Genomic DNA, 13206 nt, shown 5'->3' with positions numbered 1-13206 from the left:
CGGTACCCCGCCCGAAAGGGGGTCACATGACCAAGCAGACATTGCCGACCGTGACAAGCGAAGGCGGCCTCAGCCGCTACCTGCAGGAGATCCGGCGCTTTCCGATGCTGGAACCGGGGCAGGAATACATGCTTGCCAAGAGGTGGCGCGAGCACGAGGACAGCGACGCTGCCCATCAGCTCGTGACCAGTCACCTGAGGCTCGTCGCCAAGATCGCCATGGGCTATCGCGGCTACGGTCTGCCGATCTCTGAGATCGTGTCGGAGGGCAATGTCGGCTTGATGCAGGCCGTCAAGCGCTTCGATCCGGACAAGGGATTCCGGCTGGCCACCTATGCCATGTGGTGGATCCGTGCCTCGATCCAGGAGTTCATCCTGCGCTCCTGGAGCCTCGTGAAGATGGGCACCACGGCGAGCCAGAAGAAGCTGTTCTTCAACCTGCGCAAGGTGAAGGGCCAGATCCAGGCGCTGGAGGACGGCGACCTCCATCCCGACCAGGTGGCCGAGATCGCCACGCGACTTGGCGTGCCGGCCGACGACGTGGTCTCCATGAACCGGCGCCTGTCCGGCGACACCTCGCTCAACGCCCCGCTGCGGGCGGATTCCGACGGCGAGTGGCAGGACTGGTTGGTCGACGAGGCAGAGAGCCAGGAAGCGCGCCTCGCCGCGTCGGAGGAGTACGAGATTCGCCATGAGTATCTGATCAAGGCGATGAAGAAGCTCAATGAGCGCGAGAAGCGGATCTTCGAGGCGCGCCGCCTGTCGGAGGATCCGCTGACGCTGGAGGAGCTGTCGAAGGAATTCGGCGTCTCTCGCGAGCGCATCCGCCAGATCGAGGTGCGTGCCTTCGAGAAGATCCAGAAGGCCGTCAAGGCGGAAGCCCAGAAGGCGATGGCGAGCACGGGCAACAGTTCCGGCGGTGCCGGAGGCGAGCCTCTCGCGACGCCTGCCTGACGGACCATAATTGCCACATGATCAAAGATGCGCCCCGGAAGGACCTCCTCCGGGGCGCATCTGTATTGTTCGGGGGATAGCGGACCCCGCGCGAGCGCGGGCCCCTGCCCTGCCCGCGCGGCGGGTCAGGCGGCGGCTGCCAGCTTCTCGGTGCAGTCCCTGGCCTTGCTGACGGCGTCCTGTGCGGCCTCGGGCCCCATTGCCACCCCCTCGATCAGGACCGTCTCGACATCGGTCATGCCGAGGAAGCCGAGGACGGCGCGCAGATAGGGCTCGGCGAAATTGAACGAGGCCGCCGGGCCTTGCGAATAGACGCCGCCCGAGGCGACGACAAGGTAGACCTTCCGGCCCGCGGCGAGCCCCTCGGGCCCGGTCTCGCCATAGCGGAAGGTCCGCCCGGCGCGCGCCACATGGTCGATCCAGGATTTGAGCGCCGAGGACACGCTGAAATTGATCATGCCCGTGGCGACGATCACCGTGTCGGCGGCGAGGAGCTCGTCGACCATGCGGTCGGATCGGGCCACGGCATGGCTCTGTTCGGGCGTGCGGTCCTCCGCGGGCGTATAGATGCCCGCGGCGAAATCGGCATCGACATGGGGCAGCGGGTCCGCGGCGAGGTCGCGATGGACAATCGTGCTGCCGGGATCGCCGGCGGCGAGCCTGTCGGCGAGCTCCCTGGCGACCTCGGTGGACAACGAGGTGTCTCCGCGCGGGCTGGAGGTGACGAGAAGAATGGACGACATGATGCATGACCTCTTGTCTGGTGGCTGCCTGCATCCGTCGGCAGGCGATCCTCCAGGAAACTAGGCATGGACACCCATCTATTTAACCGTCAAAATATAAATTGAACCAATCCAGTTATTAGATAGGTCATGCCCCCGCATCCGACCCTCGACCAGCTTCAGGTCTTTGTCGCCGTCGCCGAGACCGGCAGCTTCTCTGCGGCGGCGCGCCGGCTCAACCGATCACAGTCCGTGATCAGCTATGCGATCGCCAACCTGGAGGCCCAGCTCGAGCTCCGGCTCTTCGACCGCGAGGGCACCCGCGAGCCGCGGCTGACCGATGGCGGGCGGGCCATGCTCGCCGATGCGCGACGCATCGTCGACGATCTGGAAGAGCTGCGCGCCCGCTCCCAGGGCCTGAAGGAGGGGCTGGAGGGCGAGCTCTCCGCCGCCATCGACGTGACGCTGCCCACGCAGGTCCTGGCGGCCGTGCTCAGGGATTTCGAGGCCCAGTTCCCGACCGTCGGCCTCAAGCTTCAGGTCGGTGCGCTCGGCATGGTGGCCGATCTGGTTTCAAGGGGCGAGGCGCGCATCGGGATCGGCGGCCATCTCTCCGATCTCCCCGGCGGCTTCGCCACGACGCTCGTCGGATACAACATGATGGTGCCCGTCGCCGCTCCGGGACACCCCCTGGCGCAGGCCAGGCCGCCGGTTCCCCTGTCCGTCATCCGCGAGCATGTCCAGCTCGTCGTGATCGACATGAGCGAGCAGACGAGGGGGCAGAACTTCAATGTCGTCTCGTTCCGGACCTGGCGGCTGACCGATGTCGGTACCAAGCACGCGCTGATTCTGGAGGGGCTGGGCTGGGGCGGCCTGCCGGAGAGCATGGTGCGCGACGATCTCGACGCCGGCAGGCTGGTCCGGCTCGAGCTCGAGCCTTATCCGGAAACCCACTATCCGCTCTATGCGATCCACACGGTCGCCCACCCGCCCGGCCCCGCCGGCTCCTGGATGATCTCGCGCGTCCGGGAGACGCTGTCCGCCTGCCCCGGCAATCACGGGGTGGGATCGGCACAGGGTGGGGCCTGATACAGGCTGCGTGCGGCACGAGCCCGGAAACGCTGGAACCGCACCGTGACAAGCATCGCAAAGCCTAAGTCACGGCGCTTTCCGCAACCGGCGCCCGGACTATGTGACGGACTTCCACGACCGGCTGGCGAACGACGATTTCGCCGAAGCGAACCTCGCCTGACCGGAAGAGATCGGCCCTGCCATGTGCCACGGTCACAGGGCAAACCGCCCCGTTTGCACGACTGTATTGCCGGGGCCCGCGAACAGGATTAAGCAGACGCGACATACGGCGACCCTGGCCCAGATGGCCGTCGACGCAGCGCCGGTGAGGGAGAGCACGGACATGAGAATTCTACCCTGGCGGCATATCTATGGCTGGCTTCTGGCTGCCTTCTTCGTTCTCGGGGGAAGTCTCAATATCTTCGCATCTCCCGAGATCCTCGCCGACTACCAGCGCTGGGGATATCCGGACTGGTTCCATTACCTCACCGGGCTGACGGAATGGACGGCTGCGGTGCTCATCGCCTTGCCGGCCACACGGCTTGCCGGCAGCGCGCTCGCATGCGCGGTCATGGCGGCGGCCGCCGGAACCGTCCTGCTGCACGGGGAGTATGCCCACGCCGTGCCGCCATTGGCCGTCCTGGCACTGGCTGGCCTGAATGGCTGGCTGACATGGCGCGCACGACGCCCGTCGAGTCCCGCGGCCGCGTAACCTCCGCCCAAATGGGCATCGATAGCCACCCCATAGGACGTGAGCGCGGCGGCCGAACCATGTCTGCCTGCCCCGGCCCTCACGATGTGGCGCCGGCGCAAAGCATCGCTTGAAATCCGTCGCGGCTGGCGCGATATGATCGCGGCTTGAGCGGGATCGTCCCCTCTCCTTATATTGCGGGCATTGGGGTAATGACGGCGCGCCCTCTCATCGGACCGGATCGATGGAAAACCATGTAACGATGGTCCACGCCCCGCATCTGCGCCCGGCGCGGCCCGGCGACGCCCATGCCCTTTTGGCCATAGAATCCGAAGCCTTCGCGACGGACCGGCTGAGCCCGCGGAGCATCCGCAGGCTCATCGCCTCGCCGAGTGCCGCGGTGATCGTCGCGGAGACTGCCGGAGCGCTCGTCGGCTATGCGCTGGTGCTGTTCCGGCGCGGCTCGGCCGTCGCCCGCCTCTATTCGCTGGCGGTCGCAGACACCGCGCGCGACCAGGGTCTCGGAGCACGGCTCGTGCAGGCTGCACAGGAGGCCGCGCGCGCCCGCAATGCAAAGATGCTGAGACTGGAGGTGCGCGCCGACAATGGCCGGGCGCTGGCGCTCTATGGTGGGCTCGGCTTCCGCGAGATCGGCCGCATTCCGGATTATTACGAGGACGGCGCCGATGCCATCCGGCTCGAGAGTGCTCTCCTTTCCCCGGGAGAGCGGACATGAGCTGGCTGATCCTGGTCGACAACGAGCGCGATCTCTCCAATGCGGACACACCGCACAAGGTGATGACAACGCGCGACTATCTGAGCCGTCCCCAGCTCTTCGGCGACACGAAGCCCAAGATCGTCAATCTGTCGCGCAGCTACGCCTATCAGGGCACGGGCTATTATTGCTCGCTGCTCGCGGAAGCGCGCGGCCACCGGATCGTGCCGAGCGTGGAGACCGTCATCGAGCTCTCGCGCAAGGCGCTCTACAAGAAGGCGCTGCCGGAGCTGGAGGACACGCTGGGCCGGTGCCTCGACAAGGCGGACGGCGACCCGGCGGAGCGCACGAGCCTCATGGTCTGCTTCGGCCAGACGCAGGATCCGGCCTTTACCGCCTTCGCCCGCCTTCTGTTCGACTGGTACCGCGCGCCCATCCTGCGCGTGCGCCTCGCAGGCGAGGGCGGCAGGCAGATCAAGGCCATCTCGCTCGACCCCCTCTCTGCGCTCAAGGGCGATGAACGCGCCGTCTTCCTGTCAGCGCTCGAGGCCTATACCAGACGGGCCTGGCGCGCGGCGCGCACCCGGATTCCGGCCAAATACGCGCTTGCCGTGCTGCACGATCCGCGCGAGGAGCTGGCTCCCACGACCGTAGCCTCGCTGAAGCATTTCGCCCGGATCGCGGCGCGCATGCGCGTCGAGGTCGCCCCGATCGGCCGGCGCGATCTCGACCGGCTGGCGGAGTTCGACGCCCTGTTCATCCGCGAAACGACCGCGATCGACAACCATACCTATCGCTTCGCCCGGCGCGCCCAGCAGGAAGGCATGCCGGTGATCGACGACCCGCAATCGATGATCCGCTGCACCAACAAGGTCTATCTGGCCGAACGGCTTGCCGCCAGCCACCTGCCGACACCGAAGACCCTCATTGTCCAGAGCCTGCGCCAGGCTGACGGCCTCGCCGGCGTTCTCGGCTGGCCGGTCGTGCTGAAGATCCCCGACGGTTCCTTCAGCCGTGGCGTGTTCAAGGCGGAGACGCCGGAGGATCTCCGCACGAGGCTCAGATCGCTTCTGGACGAGTCCGATCTGGTTATTGCCCAGGAGTATGTCCCGACCGCCTTCGATTGGCGCATCGGCGTGCTGGGCGGCGAGCCGCTCTACGCCTGCCAGTACCTCATGGCCAAGAAGCACTGGCAGATCGTTAGGCACGAGCCGGGCAAGGCGCCCGCCGAGGGCGGTTTTCGCAGCGTTCCGGTCGCCCAGGCACCGGGCGAGGTCATCGACATCGCGGTGAGGGCCGCCGGGCTCATCGGCGACGGCCTCTACGGCGTTGACCTCAAGCAGGCCGAAACCGGTATCAAGGTCATCGAGATCAACGACAATCCGGACCTCAATCACGGTGTCGAGGATGCCGCGGAAAAGGACGTTCTCTGGGAGCGCCTCGCGGGCTGGTTCGTCACGCGCCTCGAGCGATGAGCCGAACGGAACCGGCGGTTGCGGGGCGACAGGGCCATTCGATTCAGAGAGCGCTGCCGTCCTTGCGGGTGAAACCGGGGGTCTGGTAGCGCCCGGCCGGGCAATGAAGATCGTCGTCGGGATAGTGCCCCTCGTCGCGCATGTCCCGCGAGCCGACCTCCAGCAGCAGGACCGGCTCGTCGCTGCGATTGACGATGCAATGGCCGTTCTCCACGCCCGCCGGAAAGCCGGCGCAGTGGCCTGCGCCGAGTACCTGCTCGCCCTCGTCCGTGATCAGCACCGCCTCGCCGGCGAGGATATAGACGAACTCGTCCTCATGGCTGTGCCAGTGGCGCAGGGCCGACGCGGCGCCGGGCGCGAGCTCGGTGACGTTGACGCCGAACTGGGTCAGGCCGAGCGCCTTGCCGAGCGCGCGCTTGGCGCGGCCCTGCGTCGCCTTGTCGAAAGGGGCGGATAGCCGGTGCTCGTTCTGGGAGTAACCGACGAGGGGTCGAGCGCAGGCAGGCGTGGCATTGCGGGCGATCCTTCGGGATTGTCCGGCCTGGATGCGCCTGAGGCCGCCTGGCCGGTTCGTCGTTGCCGTCTTGACGGCGCGATATCTATCCCATCGTACGACGGGGCACCAGCCCCCGTGCCCCGTCGCCACCGCCACAGCGCATACCGGCCGGCCTATTCGCTCGGCCGGCTGCGCGGCGTGGGAACCTGGCTGTTGCCGTTAGTGCCGGACGGCGCCTGCCCCCGGTTGTCCTGCTGCCCGGCACCGCCGCCGGCCGAAGCCGCGCCATTCCGCTGCGGCGGTCCCTTCTGGCCGGGGAAGATTCCCACCCCGTAGAGCCCCCAGCCTCCACCGATCTGCAGGAAGGAGAGGTCGAAGCCGGTCGGCTCCGGCTCCGTCGGCAGATAGCCGCGCAGCCGCAGGACCCTGTTTTCGTCGACCGACGGCTGCTCTCTCAGGATCGGAGTCATGATGGTTACGGCCGACATGTCGACGGAACGCCTGAGATTGGCGAAGGCGACGGCCAACGAGGCCGGTGTGTTGGAGGCCCGGAAATCCGGTACGCCGAGATCGCGGAAGACCGAATAGTTTCCGGTCCGGTTGGCCTGATCGAGTGCCGACAGGGTCGACCGGATGAGGAGGATGATCAGGGCCTCCTCCGGTGTTCCCTGCCTCTCCTGCGCCTGCGCGGGCTGGTGAAGTGCCGTTGCGAGTGCAAGGCAAAGGACGATAGCGCCAAGTCGCTTTCGCATTGAAGTCTCCCCGTTATCGGTTCTGTTGTCGTTATGCGGTTGTGTCGTGAAACACTGCCGGCCGCATCGCGGCGGCCGGCAGGGACCTGAGTGCCCGGAGGCGCAGCCGCCGCGATCGGGCGCGGCGGCCGGCATCCGGCTCGTTACCAGGCGACCATCAGACCGGCCTTGCCCGCGACGGTGTTGTAGCCGAGGCCGTAGCCGATACCGCCGGTGAGGAAGAGATTGTCGTCATAGAGCCGGATGGTCGTGGCGAAGGCCAGCGCGTTCTCGCCCGAGAAGGTGCCCCACTGGCCGCTCAGGGCGAAGCGCTTGCCGTCCGGCACGTCGGGCGTTCCCATGGCAAGCGCCATGGCCACGCCTTCCTGGGTCTTGCCGATCTTGCGGTCGAAGTCGCTGCGCATGTCGCCGAACAGCTCGTCGAAGTCCATGGAGGCGAGATTGCCGCTCGCATCCGTCGTGACGACCTGGACCTCGCCGGACTGGGCCGCACGGCTCGCCCCGGAGGTCAGGCCCGACATGGTGTAGGTCGTGCCGGTCGAGCCGATCGCGACCTGATTGGCGCGGCTGGTCTGGGCCCCCGAGCCCAGGGCGACGGAATTCGCATGCGTCGCCTGGGCACCGCCGCCCACGGCGACCGCATCGGTCTTTGTCGCCTCGGCGCCATGGCCGAAGGCCACCGACCGGGTGCCGCTGGCCGTCGAGCCCGCGCCCACCGCCGTGCTGTTCTGCCCGCTGGCGGCGGACCCTTTGCCGAAGGACGACGACTGTCCGCCGGTCGCCTGGGACCCATGCCCCACGGCGGTGTCGGCATCGTTCTCCGCCAAGGAGTCCTGGCCGATCGCGGTGGTGTTCAGCCCAATGGCCTGCGCAGTCTCGCCGACCGCCGTCGAATTCTCGCCGGCAGCCAGGCTGTTGTCGCCGATGGCTGTGGAGCTGCTACCCAGCGCCTGGGCGCCATCGCCGAGCTGCGTGCTGTCGGGCCCCGGTGCCGCGAACGCCGCTTCGGCCGACGCCATGGTGATCGCCGTGTTGCCCGGCATTTCCCCCGCAAGCGTTGTCGTCTTGATGGCATCGTCCGGCGCCTCGGCGCTGAAGATGGCAGCCAGTTGGGACGGATAGATGTAGGAGAGCTCGCCAGTGCTGACGTTCGTGAGGACCACGCCGTAGCCATTTTGATTGCCGGCGAAGCCTTGCACCTCCTTGATTCCCGGCATCCGATAGCTGCTGTCTGCCGTGCCGATCATGATCTGGTTCACGGCCGTTGCCGTTGCTCCGTAGCCGATGGCCGTGGAATTCTCGAACGGCGCACTGGCCCCGTATCCGAAGGCACTGGAATATTTCCCACCCGCCTGGGCGTTGAAGCCAACGGCCTGGGCAGCGAGCCCGGAGGCCGACGCACCGACGCCGAAGGCCAGGGCCTGATTCGCCTGCGCCACCGCGCCGGATCCGATGCTTATGCTTTGCGCACCCTTGGCCTGTGCGTTGAATCCGAAGGCAATCGACTCCGTCTGCGATGCCTTGGCCTGTCTGCCGATCGCCACCGCCTGGTAGCCGTTCGCCTTCGACTCCGGGCCGAGCGCCAGCGCATACCCCGCCGTGGCGTATGCCTTATAGCCGAATGCCGAGGCATAGTTGATCGTCGCAACCGCCCCGCTGCCATAGGCGGAGGAGTCCTGGCCCATAGCCTTGGATTGCAGGCCGACAGCCGTCGCTTGAGCACCGGACGCCGAGGCCTGGTAGCCGACAGCCGTCGCCCGGAGACCGGACGCCACCGCCTTATAGCCAACCGCCGCCGCGAAGTTCCCTTTGGCCTCGGCCTCGACACCCACGGCGGACGCGCTGTTGCCCTCGGCCTTGGCCTTTCTGCCAATCGCTATCGCCTGATAATCGCTCGCCTCGGTCTGTGGGCCGAGCGCCAGCGCATAGCCCGCCTTGGCGAGGGCATCGTAGCCGAATGCCGAAGCATAGCCGACCGTGGCAGCCGCGCCGCTGCCATAGGCGGAGGAGTGCTTGCCCGCAGCTTTGGATTGCTGGCCGACAGCCGTCGCAAAGCGCCCGTTGGCGTTGGCATTGAACCCCAGAGCGGACGCGCTGTTGCCCTTGGCCTGGGCCTTTCTGCCAACAGCCGTCGCCTGATATTCGCTCGCCTCGGTCTGCGGGCCGAGCGCCAACGCGTACCCACCGCTGGCGAAAGCGTTGTAGCCGAATGCCGAAGCATAGCCAGCCTTCGCAATCGCCCCGCTGCCATAGGCAGACGTATAGTTGCTCGTGGCCAGCGAGTTCTCGCCAACCGCCGTCGCGTTACTGCCCAATGCCCTCGCGTCGTGTCCAACGGCCGTGGTCAGCGTGTTGCTCGCTTCGGATTCCCCGCCAAAGGCCGACGAGAAATTGCCCAACGCCTTCGACTTCTCGCCCACAGCCGTCGCATGCTCGCCAGATGCCTCCGCCTTGGTTCCGAAGGCGGACGACCAGGTTTTGGACGCCAGGGAGTCCACGCCGACGGACGTGGCCGCGCCGCCGATCGCCTGCGCGTTGTGGCCCACGGCCGTCGCCTTGTTCTTGTTGGCCAGCGACTCACCGCCGAAGGCCGACGAGAACCCGCTAGACGCCGTGGCCCCCTCGCCAGCCGCCGTCGCATGGTTGGCCAACGCCTTCGCGTCGATACCGAAGGCCGAGCTCCGCTCGCCAGACGCCTCGGACTTCGCCCCGACCGCCGTCGCATGCTCGCCCAATGCCTTCGCTTCGGTTCCGAAGGCGGACGACCAGGTTCTGGACGCCAGGGAGTCCACGCCGACGGACGTGGCCGCGCCGCCGATCGCCTTCGCATTATGGCCCACGGCCGTCGTATTGTTCTTGTTCGCCAGCGACTCACCGCCGAAGGCCGACGAGAACCCGCCCGACGCCGTGGCATCCTCGCCGGCCGCCGTCGCATGGTTCGCCGACGCCTTCGCGTCGATACCGAAGGCCGAGCTCCGCGTGCCAGACGCCTCGGACTTCGCCCCGACCGCCGTCGCATGCTCGCCCAATGCCTTCGCCTTAGTTCCGAAGGCGGACGACCAGGTTTTGGACGCCAGGGAGTCGACGCCGACGGACGTGGCCGCGCCGCCGATCGCCTGCGCGTTGTGGCCCACGGCCGTCGCCTTGTTCTTGTTCGCCAGCGACTCACCGCCGAAGGCCGACGAGAACCCGCTAGACGCCGTGGCCCCCTCGCCAGCCGCCGTCGCATGGTTCGCCGACGCAACCGCGTCGATACCGAAGGCCGAGCTCCGCTCGCCAGACGCCTTGGACTTCGCCCCGACCGCCGTCGCATGCTCGCCCAATGCCTTCGCTTCGGTTCCGAAGGCGGACGACCAGGTTTTGGACGCCAGGGAGTCCACGCCGACGGACGTGGCCGCGCCGCCGATCGCCTGCGCGTTGTGGCCCACGGCCGTCGTATTGTTCTTGCTGGCCAGCGACTCCCCGCCGAAGGCCGACGAGAACCCGCCCGATGCCGTGGCATCCTCGCCGGCCGCCGTCGCATGGTTGGCCAACGCCTTCGCGTCGATACCGAAGGCCGAGCTCCGCGTGCCAAACGCCTTGGAGTCCGACCCCACCGCCGTCGCCTCGAGCCCGGTCGCCTTCGCCGCGTGCCCCGACGCCGTCGTCCGCGTGTTGTTCGCCAACGACTCGCCGCCAAAGGCGGAGGAATAAGCCCCCAACGCCTTGGCATCCTCGCCATTCGCCGTCGAATGCGTGCCGAATGCTTGAGAATCGACACCGGTCGCGGTGGCGCGCAATCCGCTCGCCTCCGCCCCGTGGCCGACGGCAGTGCTTTCGGTCGCACTGGCTATCGCTTCGCCGCCGAGCGCCGTGGCATAATCGGCGCAGGCTGAAGCGTTCTCGCCGAGAGCGGTGGAATGCAGGCCGCATGATACCGCGTCAGGACCTATAGCCGAGCCGCCTTCGTCCTTCGCCGTTGCGCCATGCCCGACCGCGAGGGAATATTCGCCAAGCGCCTTCGCCTCGCCGCCCAGCGCGGTCGAAAAGCCGCCCGATGCCACGGAGAACTCGCCGATTGCCGTCGTATGGAGGCCAGAGGCATTCGCATTGATGCCGAAGGCGGAAGCCCGATCACTCGACGCGCTCGAATTGGCCCCCGTCGCCGTGGCATTCGGACCGTTCGCCCGGGCAAAATGGCCCACGGCGGTGGTCAGGCTGTTTTTGGCCTCAGACTCCCCGCCCAGCGCGGTGGAGCGATCGCCCGATGCCTCGGAGAATTCGCCGATTGCCGTCGAATGCGCACCGAAGGCATTCGCATTGATGCCGAAGGCGGAGGCGTTCTCGTTCGAGGCAACCGAATTGGCCCCCGTCGCCGTGGCATTCGGACCGGTCGCCTGGGCAAAATGGCCCACGGCGGTGGTCAGGGCATTGGTCGCGTCCGACTCCCCGCCGAGCGCGGTGGAGCGATCGCCCGATGCCTCGGAGAATTCGCCGATTGCCGTCGAATGCGCACCGAAGGCGTTCGCATTGATGCCGAAGGCGGAGGCGTTCTCGTTCGAGGCAATCGAATTGGCCCCCGTCGCCGTGGCATTCAGCCCGGTCGCCTGGGCAAAATGGCCCACGGCGGTGGTCTGGGCATTGGTCGCGTCCGACTCCCCGCCGAGCGCGGTGGAAGAAGGACCCAATGCCTCGGAGAATTCGCCGATTGCCGTCGAATGCGCACCGAAGGCGTTCGCATTGATGCCGAAGGCGGAGGCGTTCTCGTTCGAGGCAATCGAATTGGCCCCCGTCGCCGTGGCATTCAGCCCGGTCGCCTGGGCAAAATGGCCCACGGCGGTGGCCTGGACATTGTTCGCTAGGGATTCCCCTCCGAGAGCGGTGGTAAAGGGACTCGCCGCAAAGGAATTCTCGCCAATGGCCGTCCCATGCTCGCCCAGGGCCTTCGCATCCATGCCGAAGGCAGAGGCATTCTCGCCCGAGGCGGACGACAACGCGCCGACAGCGGTGGCCTTGAGGCCGGACGCCACAGCCAAATGCCCTACAGCGGTGGTCTGGTCATTGATCGCCTGGGATTCTCCGCCAAGCGCGGTGGAGTAGCCACCTGAAGCCACAGAGGTCTCGCCAGCGGCCAGAGCATGGAGGCCGGAGGCACCCGCTTTATAACCGACCGCTGTCGAAAGAACGCCCTCGGCAGTCGCGAGAGAACCGAGCGCGGTATCCCCCTCCTGAAGGGCGCGGGACTTGTATCCAAATGCGCTGGACTGCTTGCCAGCGGTGCCGGCCTCGGGACCGACCGCGGTGGAATATGCAGCGAATATAGATGCCCCGGCCTTCGCACCTATGGCAACCGCGTGATCCCCCTGACTCTCAGCCTTCTCGCCTACCGCGATACCGCTTGTCGCTGTAGCTGCGACAGTGGAATCGAAGCCGATGGCCACACCGCTGCCACCATCGGCCTGAGAGTCCGTCCCGAACGCGATAGCCGTCGCCCCCGTGGCTTTCGACGCGACGCCGAATGCGATACTGAACTGCTCGCTGGCCTCGGCAGCGTGGCCAACAGCCATCGCCTCACTGCCTGTGGCCTCCGCCTCGCGTCCGATGGCTATCGCCGCCGCCCCCATTGTCAGCGACTCACTTCCGATAGCGATACCATATTGTGCGACGTCACCAACTTGCGCATGGCCGCCTACAGCCACACTCTCTACCGCTTGCGCCGCCGCGTCTGAACCACCAGCAAAGGCTTTCTCGCCCGCTGCTTCGGCGCTATAACCGACAGCAACCGCCTTAACTGCGGTTGCGTTGGCACCCTCTCCGACCGCTACAGAGCTCTGTCCCGTCGCAGTGGACTGGTATCCAACTGCAGCAGCGCCGTTCGCCGCATTCGCCCCGTCGCCGAAGGCCGACCCGTTTCCCGAGGCCGTCGCTTCTCCCGTCTGGTTGCACTGGGGATTGTCGGTGGTCGTGGTGCCACCCGTAGCGGGAGCGACGTGCGTATGCGGCTGGGAGCATTCGGGCGTCGGCCACATGGAGGAGGCCGCCTTGGCCGGGCGCTGGGCCAGGGTCATGCCGAGCGCCAGGGCGGCGAGGCTCGCCGAGCCGAGGGCGCCGGCGCGCAGGAGGCGGGTCGCCTTCGACGGCGCGGCGCCGCCCGCCCCGCGGGCCCGTTTCGCCGCCGCGGATCCGGGCCGTCCGCCCCCGGCGGTCCCGGCAGCGGCCAGCTTGGTTTCGGTCGCCCCCGCTTCGGCCACCTGCTCGCTCGACTTGGATATCTTGATCGTCACGTCCCCGTCTCCTCGAATCCTTCAACGGTCCATTCGCCTCCGGCCTCCGGCGCGGCCAATGCGCGTCC

Annotated in this window: 9 protein-coding genes; 5 read left to right on the top strand and 4 right to left on the bottom strand. The window is 67.2% G+C overall.

Annotation, left to right across the window (positions count from 1 at the left end; genetic code table 11):
* The first annotated feature begins 26 nt into the window (after positions 1-26).
* The gene (rpoH, locus tag HW532_RS15530; RefSeq protein ID WP_213161332.1) at positions 27-953 is read left to right on the top strand and encodes an RNA polymerase sigma factor RpoH; all 927 of its coding nucleotides are present in this window, start codon (positions 27-29) and stop codon (positions 951-953) included.
* Between the two features lie 125 nt (positions 954-1078).
* On the opposite strand, the gene HW532_RS15525 is transcribed toward rpoH, so the two are convergent.
* Positions 1079-1696, bottom strand: coding sequence for an FMN-dependent NADH-azoreductase (locus HW532_RS15525; RefSeq protein ID WP_213161331.1), 618 nt, complete (start codon positions 1694-1696; stop codon positions 1079-1081).
* Positions 1697-1825: 129 nt separating this feature from the next.
* On the opposite strand from HW532_RS15525, the gene HW532_RS15520 reads away from it, so the two are divergent.
* The 4 genes from HW532_RS15520 (at position 1826) to HW532_RS15505 (ending at position 5627) form a co-directional block, all read left to right on the top strand.
* Positions 1826-2764, top strand: a complete 939-nt coding sequence (locus HW532_RS15520; protein ID WP_213161330.1) for a LysR family transcriptional regulator — start codon at positions 1826-1828, stop codon at positions 2762-2764.
* 325 nt (positions 2765-3089) lie between these two features.
* On the top strand, positions 3090-3458 hold the full coding sequence (locus tag HW532_RS15515; RefSeq protein ID WP_213161329.1) for a DoxX family protein: 369 nt from the start codon (positions 3090-3092) through the stop codon (positions 3456-3458).
* Positions 3459-3681: 223 nt separating this feature from the next.
* A complete protein-coding gene (locus HW532_RS15510) occupies positions 3682-4173 on the top strand; it encodes a GNAT family N-acetyltransferase (RefSeq protein WP_246479170.1) in 492 nt (163 codons plus the stop codon).
* On the top strand, positions 4170-5627 hold the full coding sequence (locus HW532_RS15505; protein ID WP_213161328.1) for a RimK family protein: 1458 nt from the start codon (positions 4170-4172) through the stop codon (positions 5625-5627). The genes HW532_RS15510 and HW532_RS15505 overlap by 4 nt, the downstream gene beginning before the upstream one ends.
* Before the next feature lie 43 nt (positions 5628-5670).
* Here HW532_RS15505 and HW532_RS15500 read toward each other — a convergent pair whose 3' ends face one another.
* The 3 genes from HW532_RS15500 to HW532_RS15490 all read right to left on the bottom strand — a co-directional run bounded on the left by HW532_RS15500 (position 5671) and on the right by HW532_RS15490 (position 13138).
* The gene (locus HW532_RS15500) at positions 5671-6279 is read right to left on the bottom strand and encodes a cupin domain-containing protein (protein ID WP_246479163.1); all 609 of its coding nucleotides are present in this window, start codon (positions 6277-6279) and stop codon (positions 5671-5673) included.
* Between the two features lie 17 nt (positions 6280-6296).
* Entirely contained in the window at positions 6297-6875 is a 579-nt protein-coding gene (locus HW532_RS15495; protein ID WP_213161327.1) for a hypothetical protein, read from the bottom strand.
* A gap of 143 nt (positions 6876-7018) precedes the next feature.
* Entirely contained in the window at positions 7019-13138 is a 6120-nt protein-coding gene (locus HW532_RS15490) for a hypothetical protein (RefSeq protein ID WP_213161326.1), read from the bottom strand.
* Positions 13139-13206: the final 68 nt, after the last annotated feature.

Source organism: Kaustia mangrovi (assembly GCF_015482775.1).
Lineage (GTDB): Bacteria > Pseudomonadota > Alphaproteobacteria > Rhizobiales > Im1 > Kaustia > Kaustia mangrovi.
This window is presented reverse-complemented; position numbering and strand designations above follow the sequence as displayed.

Coding starts and splice junctions, on each gene's coding strand:
- HW532_RS15510 (WP_246479170.1), top strand. CDS start 3,682: ATGGAAAACCATGTAACGATGGTCCACGCCCCGCATCTGCGCCCGGCG.
- HW532_RS15505 (WP_213161328.1), top strand. CDS start 4,170: ATGAGCTGGCTGATCCTGGTCGACAACGAGCGCGATCTCTCCAATGCG.
- HW532_RS15515 (WP_213161329.1), top strand. CDS start 3,090: ATGAGAATTCTACCCTGGCGGCATATCTATGGCTGGCTTCTGGCTGCC.
- HW532_RS15495 (WP_213161327.1), bottom strand. CDS start 6,875: ATGCGAAAGCGACTTGGCGCTATCGTCCTTTGCCTTGCACTCGCAACG.
- rpoH (WP_213161332.1), top strand. CDS start 27: ATGACCAAGCAGACATTGCCGACCGTGACAAGCGAAGGCGGCCTCAGC.
- HW532_RS15525 (WP_213161331.1), bottom strand. CDS start 1,696: ATGTCGTCCATTCTTCTCGTCACCTCCAGCCCGCGCGGAGACACCTCG.
- HW532_RS15520 (WP_213161330.1), top strand. CDS start 1,826: ATGCCCCCGCATCCGACCCTCGACCAGCTTCAGGTCTTTGTCGCCGTC.